Here is a 16,290-nt window from a genome sequence, read left to right as displayed (position 1 = left end):
ACGGTTGGTTGGTCTTGAAGTAGATGCCGACCATGGCACCCAGCTCCAGGTAGATGAACAGCAGAAGGATGTCGTCGACCGTCACATGCCCCTTGTCGAGCATGCCGAGGAAGGTCACCACCGATGCCCAGGCCGTAATACCGCCGATGCCGAACAACGCCATGTAGTGGAAGGCCTCCACCAGCAGGTTACCGAACGACTGTGCCAAGCCATGCATACCGCCTCTTAGGCTATCGACTCGTTTGAAATCCACCTTCCTACTCCTTCGACTGGATCGGCCCATGCTGGACCACCTGCATGACAACGGCTATGCAGGATGGAGGCCAGCCAGTCGCGCGACAATGCTTCCTTGGAAGCATTCCGAACTTGCTTTGGAGAGGCCGAATCAAATACTGTACATGCATACAGATCAATCACATGACGTGGGAATGAGGTGATGAATGGCCGTCGAAGTGGTGTACCGCAGCAGTCGCGATCCGGAGCGTTTGTTCATGGATAAGTCCGAAGCCGATCGCTACGACAAGATGCTGGAGCTGGCAGAAGCCCTGTCCGGCGCTCTGCACAAAGCCGTGCCTTCGCTGAGCGAGGAGCAGGTGGAGGAGTTGGGCATCTTCATGGCGAAGAATCGTGACACCTTCGCCAAGGCCTTCAAGAACCAGCCGGATGCCCTTGCCGAGCTGGATGAAGCTGCCGACGACGCCTGACGCGCCGTTTGTTCAAGCCGCCCGCCGGGCGGCTGGCGATGCTGGGTGCTCCCGTCCTTTCCGGAGAGCGCCATGCGTGCCCTGCTCAGCATCCTCTATGCCCCGCTGTTCTTCTTCGGCCTGATCGGCCTGGCCACCTGGCGGGTCGGTTTTCGCGACCTTTCGCTTGCCTGGCTGCCGGTGCTGCTGCTTGGCGCGATCCTCGTCTCGTACCTGGTAGAACGCCTCCTGCCCTATCAGGACAGCTGGAACCAGACGCATGCCGATGGTCCGAGCGACCTGCTACATGCATTGGTCAACGAGTCGTTGAACATCGCCAGCCTCGCCATCATTCCAGCGCTCGCCGGGCTATGGCCAGCGCCGCCGCTGTGGCCCGTGCACTGGCCGTTGTGGCTGCAGCTGGCGCTCGCCATTCTGGCCGCCGATCTCGGCATCACCCTGATGCACTGGCTCAGCCACCGCAGCGCCCTGCTCTGGCGCCTGCATGCGGTGCACCACAGCGTGCCGCGCCTGTATGGCTTCAATGGGCTGATGAAGCACCCGTTGCACCAGATGCTGGAGGCCGGTGCCGGCGTGTTGCCGTTGATCCTGCTCGGGCTGCCGCTGCAGGTCGCCGCCCTGCTAGCCTTCGCCATCGCCGTGCAACTGCTATTGCAGCACAGCAATGTCGACATGCGCATCGGCCCGTTGCGCCACCTGTTCGCCTGGGCGCCGCTGCACCGCTTCCACCATATCCGCTACGGGCGTGCCGGCGACGTCAACTTCGCGCTGTTCTTCAGTTTCTGGGATCGCCTGCTGGGCACCGCCTTCTATCGCGAGGACTACCGGCTTAGCGACACCGATATCGGCATCGGCGACCGCCCGGACTACCCGCGCGCCTACCTGGCACAACTGCGCGAACCCTTCCGCACACCGGCCTCTACCAGTGCCATCCCGGCGACACCGCCAGCGCTGCGTTCAATCCAGCAGCCGTAGCTGCAGATGGCGCAGGCTGCGGTCGGCGCGAATGCCGAACAGCTCGCGCACCGTGCGCGACAGGTGTGCCGAGTCGGCGAAACCGGCGGCATACGCCGCTTCGGTGAGCGTGCTGCCTTCCAGTGCCACGCCCAAGGCCAGGCGTAAACGCCGCCAGCGCACCAGGCGCCGCACGGACAGGCCAACCTGCTCGGCGAACAGACGCTCCAGCTGGCTCAGTGACAGGCACACGCGCTGCGCCAGGTCCTGGGCGCTGATACGCTCGGTGAGTTGCTCGTCTACCGTGTCCAGCGCCTGGCGCACCCGCGCATCCAGCGGCAGGCGCGGCAGCTGCCGCACACACTCGACCAGTGCAGGCAACTCGGCAGGCGCCGCGTCAGCCAGCGCCTGCAACTGCTCGATGGAGAACGCCAAAGGCTCGGCATACAACGCCAGCAACGGCTGCCCGGCCAGTTCGAAGGCATGCTCCTGCTGCGAAGGCACCAGCAACGCCCGCGCGCAATACGCCTGCCCCTCGACCAGCAGGCGCAACGGCTCGCCGGGCGCCAGCAGCAGTTGATGGGCGTAGTGCGCATGGGGCCGCGCGTTGCCACTGACACCCGCCAGCAGACAGTAGTCGGGACCAAGCCAGAGCGCGCCCTGCCAGTGCTCTTCCTTCATGGCTGCCTCGTCGAATGGAGCGGCAGAAATAGCGCAAGCGCGTGCCGTGCGCCAGCCCGGCAGTGCAGCGGATTGACCGATCGGCCAATTCGGAGTTAGTGTCGGCACATCCCTCAACGGATGCTCTCCATGAATCACTTAGCGCTCACCTGCTCCAGCCTCGCTGCCCTGCACAGCGAGCATCCGTGTGCGCCACCACCTGTCGCCCCTCCCCGCGTTCGCCGGGCCGGCACGCCACCGCCGCCACCCGCCCGCGCCTGATCGCCCACGGCTCGTCGCCGTCGGTCGATCGCTCAAACCCTATTCCGGTTTTCCGCCCCGCTCGCGCTTCTGCGCGCCTGACCGGCGGTTTTCGACAGGTGATTATTCATGCGTTTCGACAAGACCTTCTGGGGCGCCTGCGCCTCCACCACGCTGTTCGTCCTGCTCTGGAGCAGTGGCGCGATCTTCTCTCGCCTGGGCCTCGACCATGCCTCGGCCTTCGCCTTCCTGACCCTGCGCTTCATCCTCGCTCTCGGCGTTCTGCTGCTGATCGGTACCCTCGTCCGCTCCTGCCTGCCCGCTCGTGGCCAGCGTCTGCGCACGGCCGGCACCGGCCTGCTGATGATCGGCGGCTACTCGATCTGCTACCTGCTGGCGCTGGACCAAGGCATCACGCCTGGCGTGCTGGCCACCGTGCTTGGCGTGCAGCCGATCCTCACCCTGATGCTGCTGGAACGGCGCTTCGCCGCTTTGCGCCTGATCGGCCTGGGCCTGGCCCTGTTCGGCCTGGTGTTGGTGGTGTGGCAGAGCATTGGCCTGGCACGCTTCTCCGCCGCTGGCACCGGCTATGCCCTGGGCGCCCTGTTGTGCATGACCCTCGGCGCCATCGCCCAGAAGGGCCTCAGCCAGTCGCCGCTGCAGGCGCTACCGCTGCAGTACGCGGTGAGCCTGCTGGCCTGCGCGGCGCTGCTGCCGTTCCAGCGCTTTGAGTTCGAATGGTCGCTGGACTTCTTCGGCCCGCTGCTGTGGCTGGCCATCGTCATCTCGGTGGTAGCGCAGCTGCTGCTGTACCGGCTGATCCGCGCCGGCAACTTGGTCAATGTCACCAGCCTGTTCTACCTGGTGCCGGGGGTGACGGCAGCCATGGACTACCTGTTCCTCGGCAACGCCATGAGCGGACTGAGCCTGGCCGGCATGGCCGCCATCCTGCTCGGCCTGGTGCTGGTGTTCCGGCAGCCGTCGCCAACCAGTACGGAGAGATAACCCATATCAAGGCACCGATGTGCCGAATCTTGAAGGCAACAAGGCAAAGGACTGCCTGTTGCACCACCCCTGCCCAACTGCGTTTGGCATCTAATCACCTAGCCGCAATGACTACCTTTGCGAATACGCTCACCAAGCCTTGAGCGGCTCATGAGATCGTCAGATATTGATCGGTAACAAACTCTTTTCACCAAGAGCCCGAGCATTGCATAGTCATGTTCTATGGCTGGCCACCAGCCATAGCCATTTGACGTTCCATCGAAACTCATCAGCCGAAGGTCGCTTCATCCATGCATGAGCTCGAGCAACGCTTCCCCACAGTACGCTTCTACAATCCCCTGCTCACAGAAGTCCAAGAGGATGTCAGTATCGGCGCCGACAGCCGTGTCGGCTCGATGAGCCTGATTCACCGCGGTGCGCGAATCGGTCAGGGAGTCACCATCGGTTCGCACTGCAACATCTGCGATTGCCGTATCGGCGACCGGGTTTCCATCCAGACGGCTTGCCATATCACACGGGGTGTGGTGATCGAAGACGATGTCTTCATCGGTCCCCGTGTCGTCACTCTCAACGACAAGCTCACGGGCGACAGCCTCTGCTATCCACGCATATGCCGAGGCGCCAAGATCGGCGGCGGCAGCGTCATCCTGCCGGGGGTGACCATCGGGGAAAACGCGGTGGTCGGTGCCGGCAGCGTAGTCACCCGAGACGTCCCCGCGGGGGCTACGGTAGTCGGCAACCCTGCAAGGGTTCGTACCCTCCCGACGAAGGATTGAGCCATCACGACTATGGACGGCTTCATTCTCAACCTGGCCCCAACCGGCATGCTTCCCACGCGCGCCATGAGCCCTCATGTACCGTTGACGGTGGCCGAGATCATCACGGATGCCCGGCGCTGCATCGAGCTGGGGGCCAACATGTTGCACCTGCACGCTCGTGATGACAGCGGGCGGCCGAGCTATCGCAAGGAGATCTACGCGCAACTGATTGGCGGCATTCGTGAAACTCACCCCGATGTAGTGATCTGCGTATCCCTGAGCGGGCGCGATTTCAGCGAGTTCGAGCAACGCGCCGACGTGTTGAGCCTGACCGGGGATATCAAGCCGGATATGGGCAGCCTGACCCTGGCCTCGATGAACTTCAGCCGAAGTGCCAGCCTCAATAGTCCGGACATGATCCGCCGCCTGGCCGAGCGGATGGCCGAAGCCGGTATCCGGCCTGAACTGGAGGTGTTCGACTCAGGCATGCTGAACTATGCACAGCACCTGTTGGGAAAGGGCCTTATCGGCGCCCCCCTGTACTTCAACCTGCTGCTCGGCAGCATTGCCGGCGCCCAAGCCAAGCCAGCAGCCCTGGGCCTGCTGCTCAACGAGTTACCCGCGGGGTCCCTATGGTGCGGCGGCGGCGTAGGCGCCAGCCAGCTAGCCATGAATGTGCAGGGGTTGTTGTACGGCAACGGTGCGCGAGTCGGTCTGGAAGACTACCTGTGGCTGGACCAGGGCCGTACACAGCTGGCGAGCAATGCCCAGCTGGTGAGTCGCGTCGTCGACCTGGCCAAGGTCTTCGGCCTCAGCCCTGCATCCCCCAGGGCGGTACGTACCGCCCTGGGGCTGCCCACGCCGGCATGACCCGGGAGCTGCCGATTTGCGCATTCTAATTACCAACAACACTCTGGATGGCCGCGCAGGATCCGAGCTTTATGTCCGCGACCTGGCTATCGCCCTGATGAAGCGTGGGCACCAGCCCATCGCCTACAGCACCCAGCTTGGAGAGGTTGCCGAAGAGCTACGTCGCGCCACCATCCCCGTCATCAGCGATCTGCACGCCCTGAGCACCCCACCGGACATCATTCATGGTCAGCACCACCTGGATGCCGTCACCGCCATGCTGCATTTCCCGTTGGTGCCAGCACTCTATATCTGCCATGGCTGGCTGCCTTGGGAAGAACACCCTCCTGTGCTGCCCGGTATTCGCCGCTATGTGGCGGTAGATGACCTCTGCCGCGAGCGCCTGGCCACAACATCCGGCATCGATCCTGAGTCCATCGAGGTGCTGTACAACTTCGCCGACATGCAGCGTTTCCAGCTGCGAGCACCACTTCCGGCGGCACCGAGATCGGCTCTGGTGTTCAGCAACTATGCCAATGGCGAGGCGAGCATCGCTCCTATCCGCAATGCATGCCTGCGGGCAGGCATCGAACAGGTAGATATCATTGGCAGCGGCATGGGCAAGGCAGCTGCCGAACCCGCCCAGCTCCTCGGTCAATACGACCTGGTTTTCGCGAAGGCTCGGGCCGCTATCGAAGCCATGGCATCCGGTTGCGCCGTGATAGTCGCCGACCAGGTGGGCCTCGCCAGCATGGTCGATACGCAGAACGTGGCGGCACTGCGAAATCTGAACTTCGGCGTGCGCACGATGCAGCGCGAACGCCTCACCGAAGAGGCTGTCTTCCGCGAGATTCAGCGCTATGGCGCAGACGATGCCCGCCAGGTCAGCCTGTGGATTCGCCAGGAGGCTGACATGGAGCGAACCGTCGATCGCTGGCAGGACATCTACTCAGAGGTGCTGAGCGAGGCAGAGGGCATTCTCCCCCTCGAACATCTACACGCACAGCTGCGGGCCGGAGCTGACTACCTCCGCTGGCTATCCCCCATCATCAAGGGCCGCCAACACTTCGAAGTGGAAACCCGCGCCTACGTTGAACAACTGGAGGCGGCCAGACTGCAGATGGAGGAGCAGCTTACCCAGCAAGCGCAGGCACTGCAGCACCATCAGGAGACCAGTGCCAGGCAGACGCTGGCACTCCAACAACATGACGAACAATACGCCAGACAGGTTGAGGCACTTCGGAGCCACGAAGAGCGCAGCGCCAGCCAGGCGCTCATGTTGCAGCGGCATGAGGAGCAAAGCGCCGATCATGTGGCAGCACTTCAGCAATATGAAGATCAGTTGGCCGAGCAAGCGCATGCGTTCCAACGTTGCCAGGAAAAAAGTGCGCGGCAGACGTTTGCACTTCAACAGAGCGAACAGTACAGCACTCATCTGGAAGACGAACTCCGCCTGCAGACCGATAAACTTCATCAGCTGCAGGGGCAATTGGCGGCAGTGCATCGCTCCCGCTCCTGGCGCATGCTGGGTAGCTATCGGCGGTTGATGCAATGGCTGGGGCGGTCATGACCACACCATCCCCATTGAGGCTGGGCATCGTCGGCCTGGGCAAGATGGGTCAGCTGCATGCCAGCGCCTGGCAGCGAATACCGGGCGTCCAGCTGACAGCGATGGTCGATCTCGACCCGCACAAGGCAACCCTCGCCCAGCGCCAGAGTCTGGCGTTCTTCGAGCAAAGCCAGGCGTTAGCCGGCAAAGTGGATATAGCGGTGATCGCCACTCCCAGCGATGCTCACCTGGCTACGGCGCTCCCGCTACTCGCGGCGGGAGTGCATTGTCTGGTGGAAAAGCCCCTGGCATTGGATTTAGCCAGTTGCAACGCCTTGGTGTCCTGCGCTCAACAGCACAATGCGCTACTCGCCGTGGGCCAGAGCGAGCGCTTCAATCCGGCCATTCGCAAAGTACGCTCCGAGCTGGCCAGGCAGCCACGTGGCCGGGCGGAAGTGGTTCGAATGGTATCCCGGACGATGCCGGGGCCTTTCGATGCCGATGTGGTGCAGGACCTGATGGTGCATGATCTCGACTGGCTGATCGATGTCCTTGGAAAACCGCACCGGCAGATTCGCATCCTCGAACAACGCATGCAGGCTGACCAGCTCTGCCATGTGCACTGCGAACTGACCTTCCCGGGAGACCGGCGGGTGCAACTCACAGCGAGCCGTGAATCGGCGTATCAGCGTCGCCAGGTCATTCTTCACGACGAACATCGAGGTGAAGTGCACACGGTCGACCTGAACGCGGCTGTTGCACCGGGTCAACCAGATGCGCTCACCCGCCAGGCCCATGATTTTGTCCAGGCCCTGCTCGGCAAGGCATCTACCATAGCTCTCGGGCACTCCGCCCTCGACGTGATGAGCTTGAGCGAAAACATCCGTCAACAGTGCATGGCGGTCGATACTCTCATCTACTGAATTTGTGGGGCGCCAATGACTACCACGGTCCCTTTCGTCGATCTGGTTGCGGACTGGCAACCACTAAAAGACGAGGTGTTATCTCGGATCCATCGCCTGTTTGAGCATGGCCAGTTCGTCATGGGGCCAGAAGTCAGAGACCTTGAGCAACGCCTGGCAAGCGACCTGGAAGTCAGTCATGCGCTGACGTGCAGCTCAGGCACGATGGCATTGCAGCTGGCACTCATGGCTCTTGAAATCGGGCCGGGAGATGAAGTCATCGTGCCGGCGTTCACCTTCGCAGCGCCACTGGAAGCCGTATTGCTTCAAGGTGCCACCCCGGTTCTGGCAGATATTCGGACCGATACCCTGAACATTGATGTCGAGTCCTGCGCCAAACTCATCAGCGCCCGTACTCGAGCAATCATCGCCGTGTCGCTTTTTGGCCAGCCGGCCGACTTCTATGCCCTCAATCAACTGGCCCAGGACCGAGGCCTTCGAGTCATAGAGGACGCCGCGCAAAGCTATGGCGCCAGCCTGGGCGAACGGCGAAGCGGCAATCTGGCCGACATCGGCTGCACCAGTTTCTTCCCGACAAAACCCCTGGGTGGCATGGGTGAAGGCGGAGCAGTGTTCACCAACGATCCGGAGCTGGCCCGACGCATCCACGAAGTCCGTGACCATGGGCAATCCAGCAAGTACCAGCACACCTCGCTCGGCACCAACGGACGCCTCGACTCACTGTCCAGCTGCGCCCTGCTGGCGGCGTTGAATCACCTACCGAAACAGATCGCACTCCGCCAGGAGCTGGCCCAACGCTACGACGCAGGCCTGGCACCAGCCATCGCCGCCGGCCACCTGAAACTGCCAAGGCAAATGACCGAGGCCAGATCGGCCTACGCGCAGTACCCCGTGCTGCTGGATGATCGCGAGCGCCTCGCCGATAACTTGCGCGAAGCCGGTGTTCACGTCGCCGTCCACTACCCAACGCCCCTGCACCTTCAGCCGGCCTTCACCCAGCGCTGCCGATATGGCGCACTGGACAATGCCGAGAGCACTGCACAACGCATTCTCTGCCTGCCGATATACCCCAGCCTCGACAACGAGAAGCAGGCATGGGTCATCAGTCAGATCCTGGCCAGCCTCGCCTGGCGACCATGAACGACATGACGCTTCCTTCGCCGCCACTGCCGATGATCGTCGGCGTGCCACGTTCGGGCACCACGCTACTGAGACTGATGCTGGACGCCCACCCACAACTGGCGATCCCGCCCGAGACCGGCTTCCTGCTTGCAGCACCGCATCCAAACCCACAGGCCACACCGCGCGAACTGGCAGGCCACTTGCTGAAACACCCTGTCGACGCCCCTGCCTGGGCGGACTTCGGTGTGGATGCTGGTCACTTCCTCGCAGCGGCCAGCCACCTTCCCCAGCAGGCGGGACTGGCCGAGGTGCTTCGCCTGTTCTACCGGCTCTATGCCGAACGCCATAACAAACCCCGTTACGGTGACAAGACGCCCCTGTACGTGGAGCACATTCATCGAGTTGCCCAGCACCTTCCGGAAGCCCGTTTCATTCATATTCTGCGTGATGGTCGCGACGTAGCCCTATCCTGGCGAAAGGTCTGGTTTGCACCGTCCCAAGACCTGCCGGAACTGGTCCGACGCTGGGCCCATATGATCCACGCCGCCCGTCAACAGGCTCGGGGACTGCACTATCTGGAAGTCCACTATGACCAGCTTCTACGTACCCCCGAGCGGCAGCTGCGACGTATCTGCGACTTCATCGAGCTCGATTTCAACCCATGCATGCTCGACTTCCATCGCCATGCTCCGGAACGGCTTGCCGAACACCGGGCCCGCTATCACGCCGACGGGCACCTGTTGGTCAGTCAGGAACAGAGACTGCAACAGCAACGGCTAACCATGCAGCCTCTGGATGAAAGCCGTTTGGCAGTCTGGCGCGAGCTCATGAGCCCTGCCGAACAGACCGCCTGTGAGAGGGCTGCAGCTGGTCTGCTCCGAGAGTTCTCAGATCTCGATGACTGATACGCGCATCGGTGCCATCCCGACCAAGCCTCTGCACGTCGCCGGCACAGCAGGATGCCTGGTGAACAGGCTACCCGGCCCGGTAGGTAGGCACATCGCCAGGAGTTACCCCTCGGTGCGACTGCCCTGGTCCCTGTCACGCTCGTAACGTCTGGCAAGTGAAAACGTTGGCAGCCAGGCCTCGCGGCGTATGGTCCAGCTTTCGTAGGTCGGTTTCAGCTGGTCGGGTGCGTCAAGGGAACCCAGGTTCACTTCGACTTCGTCGGCCGTACACGCGAATACGGACGAGCCGCAACGGGGGCAGAAATGCCGCCCGGCGTAGTCGCGAGTTTCACCTTCGACCACCACCGCCTCCTGGGGAAAAATCGCGGAGGCGTGAAACAGAGCACCGTGGTGCTTGCGGCAGTCGAGGCAGTGGCAGACGCCAACCCGGTACGGCAAGCCGGAGGCCACGAGACGAACGCTGCCGCACAGGCAGCCTCCAGTGAATCGCTGCATATAGCCTCTCCTGGGTCAGCCGTACAGGATGCGCTCGGCGAGCGCATCGGCGACCCTTGCGGGTGAGCGTTTCTCGGCCTGAGCATGGCCATAGACCTCAGTCAGCCTTCGGCCGATACGCGCCAGGTGGGCGGTGATGGCCGGAAGGGATTCGTCACGATGCCTGAGTGCCACGTAGATCAGCCCGCCGGAATTGATCACATAGTCCGGGGCGTAGAGGATGCCGCGCGTTTCCAATACATCGGCGATGTCAGCATGAGCCAATTGATTGTTCGCCGCACCGGCCACCGCTGCGCAATGTAGCTGCCCGACCGTCTGCGCATTGAGCACACCGCCAAGGCCGCAGGGCGCAAAGATGTCGCAGGGAGTGGAAAATAGCCCTTCGCTGCTCACCGGTCTGGCCCCGAGCTGCTCCACCGCCAATTGCACCCGCCCCGGATCATGATCGCTGACGAACAGCTCAACGCCGGCGGCAGCCAGTTGCTCGGCCAGCGCATAGCCAACATTGCCCAGCCCCTGCACCGCCACGCGAAGGCCATGCAGATCGTCGCTGCCGAGCCGCGCCAGGGCGGTGGCACGAATACCGGAGTACACGCCCATGGCCGTGTGTGGTGATGGATCACCGGCGCACGTGGTGCTGGTAACGTGACGAGTCTGCTGAGCGATGCAGTCCATGTCGGCGCTGGAGGTGCCGCTGTCCACCGCAGTGATGTAGCAACCGTTCAGCGATTCGATCATGCGACCGAAGGCTTCAAACAACTCGCCGCGGTTGTCGAGATGCGGCGGGCGGATGATCACCGCCTTGCCACCGCCCTGGTCGAGCCCGGCCAGCGCGGCCTTGTAGCTCATGCCCTGGGCCAGGCGGATGGCATCGCGGATCGCACTGTCTTCGTCAGGGTACGGTAGGTAGCGACACCCCCCCAGGGCTGTGCCCAGGCGGGTGTTGTGGATGGCGATGATGGCCCTGAGGCCGGTGGCAGGATCATGGGCAAGATGCAGCGCTTCGAGCCTGGCGCTTTCCATCACGGAGAACATGTCGGACGTCCTCGCTGGCTTTACAGGCCAGTATAGGTTGCCCTTCGGGCCAAGCTGGGTTGACTGGATATAAGGCTGTTCAGGCTGATAACCGTGGCTCACAGATTTATGAACCCTCTGGAAGGCCCGAATCAGTGGTGGAAAATGCTTTGCAGCTTTTCCGCCTATACGGGCCTACGACTCGAAGGGTGGATAACGCTTTGCTTATCCACCATTGGCCCTCAGCACCCGTGCACCTCCCACCAGGTGCAGAACTCCTCTAGTGCGGTCCAGATCGGCACCTGGGGCTCATAGTCCAGGTAGTGACGAGCGCGGCTGATGTCGAGGGAGAAGTCACGCCCCATCACCGCCACGCCAAGTCGGAACAGCGCCGGCTCGGGCCGGCCCGGCAGCAGTTTGCAGACGTTCTCATTGAGGGTCGCCGCGGCGTAGGCAAGGCCGAACGGCATGTGCCTGGTCACCGGCGGCAGATCGAACTGGCGCAGTACGAAATTGACCACGTCCCACAGCGGCACAGGCGCACCATTGCTGATGTTGTACACCTTGCCTAGCGCCGGGCCGGCGGCCAGTAGGCTGCTGAACAAGGCGTCGTTGAGGTTCTGCATACTGGTGAAGTCGACCTTGTTCAGGCCGTTGCCGATCACCATCAGTCGCCCCTTGCGGTGCATCTCGATCAGACGCGGAAAGATGCTGGTGTCGCCGGCGCCGGTGACGAAGCGCGGGCGCAGGGCGATCACTTCCAGGCCGAACTCCTCGGCCTCGAACACCTTCTGTTCGGCCAGGTACTTGGTGGCGCCGTAGTGGTCGACGAACGTCTTCGGGATCTGTTCCTCCTTCAGCCCGACATGCGCCTTGCCATCGAAGTACACCGACGGCGACGACAGGTGCACCAGGCGGCGCACCTTCTGCCCCAGGCAGCCCTCGATGACGTTCTGCGTCAACACCACGTTGCCCTGGTGGAAATGCTCGCGGGTGCCCCAGGTACCAACCGAGCCGGCGCAGTGCACCACCATCTCCACGTCACGGCAGAGCTTGTGCGCCAGGTCAGGGTCGGACAGGTCGCCCTGGACGAACTCCGCGCCCCGCTTGGTCAGGTGCGCCACCGCCTCCGGACGGCGTCCGTTGATCCGCACGGCCAACCCCTGCTCCAGCGCAAAACGGGCAAAGCGTCCGCCGATGAAACCACTCGCCCCCGTTACCAAAATCTTCATTGCACGCCCCCGCTTATTGTTATGCACCGACTCTAGCAGCCGAACCCCAAGCCTGGGTGTTGCCCTCGCGGCCATAACAGCGACCTTGCAGCCCCCGCGCAGCCACTATCTCACCAACCAGTCGCCTACGCCGCGCTCCAGATGACGAGTGAGCTGGCCAAGCAGCTCGCCGCCGTTGCGCCAGTGATGCCAGTAAAGCGGTACGTCCAGCGGCCGTTCCGGCAGCAGCTCGACCAGCTCACCACTGGCCAACTGCTGACGTACCTGCAGCTCCGGCACCAGCCCCCATCCCAGCCCGGCACCCGCCAACCGAATGAAGCCCTCCGACGAGGGGCACAGGTGATAGCTGAATGTTCCATTCAACCCCAGGCTGGCCATGTAGCGATGCTGCAGCAGATCATCCGGGCCGAACACGATAGCCGGCGCGCGCGCCATGCTCTCGGCAGTGACCCCCGCGGAGAAGTACCGCTCAATAAAGGAGGGACAGGCCAGCGCGCGATAGCGCATGGCGCCCAGCGGCAGAGCACGGGCGCCAGCCACCGGGCGTTCGGCGCCGCATATGCAGGCGGCCACCTCGCCCGCACGCATGCGCTTGAGACCGACATCCTGGTCCTCCACCACATGGTCCAACAGCAGGCGGTGCTCGGCAACGAAGGCTCCCATCAGCGGCGCCCACCAGGTCGCCAGGCTATCGGCATTCAACGCGATGCGCAGCCGCTCGGCCGGCTGGTCCCCCGCCAGGGCCGGCACCTGGCCTTGAAGGTCGCGCTCGAGCAGGCGCACCTGCTGCACATGGTTGAGCAGGCGTCGACCCACCTCTGTCGGCCCCGGCGGCGTGGCACGCAGCAGCACCGGTTGGCCGACGCGAGCCTCGAGCAGCTTGATCCGCTGCGATACCGCCGACTGCGACAAACCCAGAAGTTGCGCGGCGCGTTCAAACCCCCCTTGTTCCACTACTGCGGCGAGGGCAGCGAGCAGCTTGTAGTCGAACATAAATTTTCCTAATGAGAGATCAGCATGATTTGTTTTTCTTATACCGCCGTTCTGCCCAGACTGGCCAGCATCGCAACCACCACAAGGACGCCGCCATGACCGGGGAAACCTCACTTGCCAAACTGCTCACCAGCATGGCACCACGCCTGAACCCAGGCGAATACGTGTTCTGCACGCTCGCCAGGCCTGGCGCAGAGCACACTGCCAACGCTCTCGGCAGCTTCCGCGAGGCGGAAGGCACCACCCTGATCCTGCCGCGTGACGAGGCCGAGCGACTGGAACTGGGCTTCGACTATGTAGCCGCCTGGATCACCCTGGAAGTGCACTCATCCCTGGCCGCCGTCGGCCTGACCGCAGCCTTCGCCAGTGCACTGGCCAAGGCTGGCATCAGCTGCAATGTGATCGCGGGCTACCACCACGACCACCTGTTCGTGGCCCGGGACGATGCCAAGCATGCGCTGGCGGTATTACGTGCGCTGGCGGAGGAGAGCCGCTGACATGTGGCAGAGCTACGTGAACGGTCTACTGGTTGCCGCTGGACTGATCATCGCCATCGGCGCGCAGAACGCCTTCGTCCTGGCCCAGAGCCTGCGCCGCGAGCACCATCTGCCTGTCGCAGCACTTTGTGTGCTCTGCGATGCCCTGCTGGTCACTGCCGGAGTATTTGGCCTGGCCACGGTGCTGGCACAGAGTCCGATGCTGCTCGCAGTCGCACGTTGGGGTGGCGCCGCCTTCCTGCTGTGGCTGGGCGTCCAGGCCCTGCGGCGCGCATTCAATCCACAGGCACTGCAGCAGGAGGACAGCGGACCACGTTCGCGCCGTACCGTGCTACTGGCCGCCCTGGCGGTGACCCTGCTCAACCCGCACGTTTACCTGGATACCGTCCTGTTGATCGGCTCTCTGGGTGCCCAGCAACCGGTGCCCGGCGCCTATGCATTGGGAGCGGCCAGCGCCTCGTTGATCTGGTTCTTCACTCTGGCCCTGGGGGCAGCCTGGTTAGCCCCCTGGCTAGCACGTCCAGCTACCTGGCGTCTGCTCGATCTGATGGTGGCGGCCATGATGTTCGCCGTGGCCTGGCAACTGGTATTCCACGCACCCGGAGCATGACCGATACCGCGCAGTGGCGTTATGCTGCGGCGCTTGGTCCGGTCGATGGAGCAGTGCTTGGATACGACAGTGTTTGCCGTGGTAGTAGCTGCCGCGGCGCTGCATGCGGGCTGGAACGCCCTGCTGAAGATCGGACTGGATCGTTACCTCACCGCCTCCCTGATCCAGATCGGCGCTGGCTGCATCGCAGTACTGGCTCTGCCCTTCTTCGAGCTCCCGCGTGCAGGTGCCTGGCCCTATATCGCCCTCTCCGCCCTGCTGCATATCGGTTACAACCTGTTCCTCTCCCGCGCCTACCAGCATGGCGATCTGTCCCAGGTCTACCCCATCGCTCGCGGCAGCTCGCCGTTGCTGGTCGCCCTGCTGGCCTTGCTCGCAGGTGACACTCTGCACCTGGGTCAATGGGCGGGGCTTCTGGTACTCGTCGCCGGCATCTGGCTGATGGCCTGGCGAGGCGGCCATGCAGGCGGAGTACCCAATGGTTCGTTGCTGTTCAATGCCCTGGCCACGTCGGCCTGCATCGCCGGGTACACCCTTTCCGACGCGCTTGGCGCGCGCACCAATGGCGATGCCATCGCCTATGCGCTGTGGCTGTTCGTGGTCAACGGCCTGGTGGCAACCACGGTCATCACCCTACGTCGCGGCCCGCGCATCTTTCTGCAGCTGGGGCCGCACTGGCGTGGCGGCCTGGGTGGTGGTGCCATGTCCATGGTCGCCTACAGCCTGGTGATCTGGGCCACCACCCAGGCGCCCGTCGCCATGGTTTCGGCATTGCGCGAGACCAGCGTGCTGTTCGCCCTGCTGATCGGCTGGCTGTTCCTCAAGGAGTCGATGCCTGCGCTACGCCTGCTCGCCTGCGCAGTGATCGCTGCCGGCGTGGTGCTGATGAAACTGGCCTGATTGTCCGCACTTCCACTGCCAATCCCGGTCCCAACAGGAAGCCGGCAAAGCCCCTTGGCATCGGCTTTCCCACACAGTTGCTGCGTGGATAAGGCCAGGGGCCGGTGCTATGATCCCGGCCTCGCGGCACATTAAAGAGTACAAACTCGTCGCCGCCCGTATTCAGGCCGCCCCGTGAACGGCCACGTGCCTAGTGCACATATCCGACCGATGATGAAGGAGATAAACCATGGCTTTCGAATTGCCGCCGCTGCCGTATGAGAAAAACGCCCTCGAGCCGCACCTGTCCGCCGAGACCCTGGAATACCACCACGGCAAGCACCACAACACCTACGTGGTGAACCTGAACAACCTGGTTCCAGGTACCGAGTTCGAAGGCAAGAGCCTGGAGGAAATCATCAAGTCTTCCTCCGGTGGCGTGTTCAACAACGCCGCGCAGATCTGGAACCACACCTTCTACTGGAACTGCCTCTCCCCGAACGGCGGTGGTCAGCCAACTGGCGCCCTGGCCGATGCCATCAACGCCACCTTCGGGTCCTTCGACAAGTTCAAGGAAGAGTTCAGCAAGGTTTCCATCGGTACCTTCGGCTCCGGCTGGGGCTGGCTGGTGAAAAAGGCCGACGGCTCCCTGGCCCTGGCCAGCACCATCGGCGCCGGCTGCCCGCTGACCAGCGGCGACACCCCGCTGCTGACCTGCGACGTGTGGGAGCACGCCTACTACATCGACTACCGCAACCTGCGTCCGAAGTACGTCGAGGCGTTCTGGAACCTGGTGAACTGGGACTTCGTGGCGAAGAACTTCGCTGCCTGAGCCCACGCTCCGTGTTCATGAAAAAGCCCGGCCTTCAAGCCGGGC

General features: G+C 63.2%; 17 protein-coding genes and 3 pseudogenes. 14 read left to right on the top strand and 6 right to left on the bottom strand.

The features are described 5' to 3' along the window. Window positions 1-7 precede the first annotated feature (7 nt). Window positions 8-283: pseudogene (locus IB234_RS23925) on the bottom strand (phosphate-starvation-inducible PsiE family protein); the annotation flags it as partial. A 157-nt stretch (window positions 284-440) separates the two neighbouring features. Here IB234_RS23925 and IB234_RS07775 point away from each other — a divergent pair. Together IB234_RS07775 and IB234_RS07770 are read left to right on the top strand one after the other, a co-directional pair. Further along, entirely contained in the window at window positions 441-704 is a 264-nt protein-coding gene (locus IB234_RS07775; protein ID WP_192316196.1) for a YebG family protein, read from the top strand. A gap of 72 nt (window positions 705-776) precedes the next feature. After that, window positions 777-1,679 carry a sterol desaturase family protein gene (locus tag IB234_RS07770; RefSeq protein WP_192316194.1) on the top strand — a complete coding sequence of 301 codons (903 nt, stop codon included), beginning with the start codon at window positions 777-779 and terminating at the stop codon, window positions 1,677-1,679. On the opposite strand, the gene IB234_RS07765 is transcribed toward IB234_RS07770, so the two are convergent. After that, the gene (locus tag IB234_RS07765) at window positions 1,662-2,339 is read right to left on the bottom strand and encodes a helix-turn-helix domain-containing protein (RefSeq protein WP_192316192.1); all 678 of its coding nucleotides are present in this window, start codon (window positions 2,337-2,339) and stop codon (window positions 1,662-1,664) included. The two genes, IB234_RS07770 and IB234_RS07765, sit on opposite strands and share 18 nt — an antisense overlap. Before the next feature lie 369 nt (window positions 2,340-2,708). Between IB234_RS07765 and IB234_RS07760 the strand changes: the two genes are divergently transcribed. The 8 genes and pseudogenes from IB234_RS07760 to IB234_RS07730 all read left to right on the top strand — a co-directional run bounded on the left by IB234_RS07760 (window position 2,709) and on the right by IB234_RS07730 (window position 9,690). Next, window positions 2,709-3,584, top strand: coding sequence for a DMT family transporter (locus IB234_RS07760; RefSeq protein ID WP_192316190.1), 876 nt, complete (start codon window positions 2,709-2,711; stop codon window positions 3,582-3,584). 290 nt (window positions 3,585-3,874) lie between these two features. Continuing rightward, window positions 3,875-4,018, top strand: a pseudogene (locus IB234_RS24355) (hypothetical protein); the annotation flags it as partial. An 87-nt stretch (window positions 4,019-4,105) separates the two neighbouring features. After that, a pseudogene (locus tag IB234_RS24350) lies at window positions 4,106-4,330 on the top strand (DapH/DapD/GlmU-related protein); the annotation flags it as partial. Window positions 4,331-4,372: 42 nt separating this feature from the next. Next, window positions 4,373-5,212, top strand: a complete 840-nt coding sequence (locus IB234_RS07750; RefSeq protein ID WP_192316185.1) for a 3-keto-5-aminohexanoate cleavage protein — start codon at window positions 4,373-4,375, stop codon at window positions 5,210-5,212. Between the two features lie 16 nt (window positions 5,213-5,228). Then, window positions 5,229-6,761 (top strand): glycosyltransferase, encoded by a 1,533-nt coding sequence (locus tag IB234_RS07745; RefSeq protein WP_192316183.1) that lies wholly within the window; start codon window positions 5,229-5,231, stop codon window positions 6,759-6,761. Then, window positions 6,743-7,663: a Gfo/Idh/MocA family oxidoreductase gene (locus IB234_RS07740; RefSeq protein WP_318651990.1), complete on the top strand. Its 921-nt coding sequence runs from the start codon at window positions 6,743-6,745 to the stop codon at window positions 7,661-7,663. Before IB234_RS07745 ends, IB234_RS07740 begins: the two co-directional genes overlap by 19 nt. A 15-nt stretch (window positions 7,664-7,678) precedes the next feature. Continuing rightward, complete coding sequence (locus tag IB234_RS07735; protein ID WP_192316178.1) at window positions 7,679-8,803, top strand: DegT/DnrJ/EryC1/StrS family aminotransferase; 1,125 nt, start codon at window positions 7,679-7,681, stop codon at window positions 8,801-8,803. Further along, on the top strand, window positions 8,758-9,690 hold the full coding sequence (locus tag IB234_RS07730) for a sulfotransferase family protein (protein WP_192316175.1): 933 nt from the start codon (window positions 8,758-8,760) through the stop codon (window positions 9,688-9,690). Before IB234_RS07735 ends, IB234_RS07730 begins: the two co-directional genes overlap by 46 nt. A gap of 105 nt (window positions 9,691-9,795) precedes the next feature. On the opposite strand, the gene IB234_RS07725 is transcribed toward IB234_RS07730, so the two are convergent. The 4 genes from IB234_RS07725 to IB234_RS07710 all read right to left on the bottom strand — a co-directional run bounded on the left by IB234_RS07725 (window position 9,796) and on the right by IB234_RS07710 (window position 13,427). Further along, on the bottom strand, window positions 9,796-10,188 hold the full coding sequence (locus IB234_RS07725) for a GFA family protein (protein WP_192316173.1): 393 nt from the start codon (window positions 10,186-10,188) through the stop codon (window positions 9,796-9,798). 15 nt (window positions 10,189-10,203) lie between these two features. Beyond that, window positions 10,204-11,223: a Leu/Phe/Val dehydrogenase gene (locus tag IB234_RS07720; protein ID WP_192316170.1), complete on the bottom strand. Its 1,020-nt coding sequence runs from the start codon at window positions 11,221-11,223 to the stop codon at window positions 10,204-10,206. 221 nt (window positions 11,224-11,444) lie between these two features. Beyond that, on the bottom strand, window positions 11,445-12,434 hold the full coding sequence (locus IB234_RS07715) for an NAD-dependent epimerase/dehydratase family protein (RefSeq protein ID WP_192316167.1): 990 nt from the start codon (window positions 12,432-12,434) through the stop codon (window positions 11,445-11,447). 105 nt (window positions 12,435-12,539) lie between these two features. Continuing rightward, window positions 12,540-13,427, bottom strand: a complete 888-nt coding sequence (locus IB234_RS07710; protein ID WP_192316165.1) for a LysR family transcriptional regulator ArgP — start codon at window positions 13,425-13,427, stop codon at window positions 12,540-12,542. Between the two features lie 95 nt (window positions 13,428-13,522). On the opposite strand from IB234_RS07710, the gene IB234_RS07705 reads away from it, so the two are divergent. The 4 genes from IB234_RS07705 (at window position 13,523) to sodB (ending at window position 16,245) form a co-directional block, all read left to right on the top strand. Further along, window positions 13,523-13,924, top strand: coding sequence for an ACT domain-containing protein (locus tag IB234_RS07705; protein WP_192316162.1), 402 nt, complete (start codon window positions 13,523-13,525; stop codon window positions 13,922-13,924). Window position 13,925: 1 nt separating this feature from the next. Beyond that, window positions 13,926-14,534 carry a LysE/ArgO family amino acid transporter gene (locus IB234_RS07700; RefSeq protein WP_192316160.1) on the top strand — a complete coding sequence of 203 codons (609 nt, stop codon included), beginning with the start codon at window positions 13,926-13,928 and terminating at the stop codon, window positions 14,532-14,534. 57 nt (window positions 14,535-14,591) lie between these two features. Next, window positions 14,592-15,434: an EamA family transporter gene (locus IB234_RS07695; protein WP_192316158.1), complete on the top strand. Its 843-nt coding sequence runs from the start codon at window positions 14,592-14,594 to the stop codon at window positions 15,432-15,434. A 229-nt stretch (window positions 15,435-15,663) separates the two neighbouring features. Further along, a complete protein-coding gene (gene sodB / locus IB234_RS07690) occupies window positions 15,664-16,245 on the top strand; it encodes a superoxide dismutase [Fe] (protein WP_192316156.1) in 582 nt (193 codons plus the stop codon). Window positions 16,246-16,290: the final 45 nt, after the last annotated feature.

The sequence above is a fragment of the Pseudomonas sp. PDM16 genome, from assembly GCF_014851865.1.
GTDB lineage: Bacteria > Pseudomonadota > Gammaproteobacteria > Pseudomonadales > Pseudomonadaceae > Aquipseudomonas.
Note: the sequence above shows the minus strand (reverse complement) of the source record. Positions and strands in the feature narration are given on the sequence as shown.

Coding starts and splice junctions, on each gene's coding strand:
- IB234_RS07715 (WP_192316167.1), bottom strand. CDS start 12,434: ATGAAGATTTTGGTAACGGGGGCGAGTGGTTTCATCGGCGGACGCTTT.
- IB234_RS07705 (WP_192316162.1), top strand. CDS start 13,523: ATGACCGGGGAAACCTCACTTGCCAAACTGCTCACCAGCATGGCACCA.
- IB234_RS07725 (WP_192316173.1), bottom strand. CDS start 10,188: ATGCAGCGATTCACTGGAGGCTGCCTGTGCGGCAGCGTTCGTCTCGTG.
- IB234_RS07720 (WP_192316170.1), bottom strand. CDS start 11,223: ATGTTCTCCGTGATGGAAAGCGCCAGGCTCGAAGCGCTGCATCTTGCC.
- IB234_RS07735 (WP_192316178.1), top strand. CDS start 7,679: ATGACTACCACGGTCCCTTTCGTCGATCTGGTTGCGGACTGGCAACCA.
- IB234_RS07775 (WP_192316196.1), top strand. CDS start 441: ATGGCCGTCGAAGTGGTGTACCGCAGCAGTCGCGATCCGGAGCGTTTG.
- IB234_RS07700 (WP_192316160.1), top strand. CDS start 13,926: ATGTGGCAGAGCTACGTGAACGGTCTACTGGTTGCCGCTGGACTGATC.
- IB234_RS07750 (WP_192316185.1), top strand. CDS start 4,373: ATGGACGGCTTCATTCTCAACCTGGCCCCAACCGGCATGCTTCCCACG.
- sodB (WP_192316156.1), top strand. CDS start 15,664: ATGGCTTTCGAATTGCCGCCGCTGCCGTATGAGAAAAACGCCCTCGAG.
- IB234_RS07765 (WP_192316192.1), bottom strand. CDS start 2,339: ATGAAGGAAGAGCACTGGCAGGGCGCGCTCTGGCTTGGTCCCGACTAC.
- IB234_RS07710 (WP_192316165.1), bottom strand. CDS start 13,427: ATGTTCGACTACAAGCTGCTCGCTGCCCTCGCCGCAGTAGTGGAACAA.
- IB234_RS07760 (WP_192316190.1), top strand. CDS start 2,709: ATGCGTTTCGACAAGACCTTCTGGGGCGCCTGCGCCTCCACCACGCTG.
- IB234_RS07730 (WP_192316175.1), top strand. CDS start 8,758: ATGGGTCATCAGTCAGATCCTGGCCAGCCTCGCCTGGCGACCATGAAC.
- IB234_RS07740 (WP_318651990.1), top strand. CDS start 6,743: ATGGCTGGGGCGGTCATGACCACACCATCCCCATTGAGGCTGGGCATC.
- IB234_RS07770 (WP_192316194.1), top strand. CDS start 777: ATGCGTGCCCTGCTCAGCATCCTCTATGCCCCGCTGTTCTTCTTCGGC.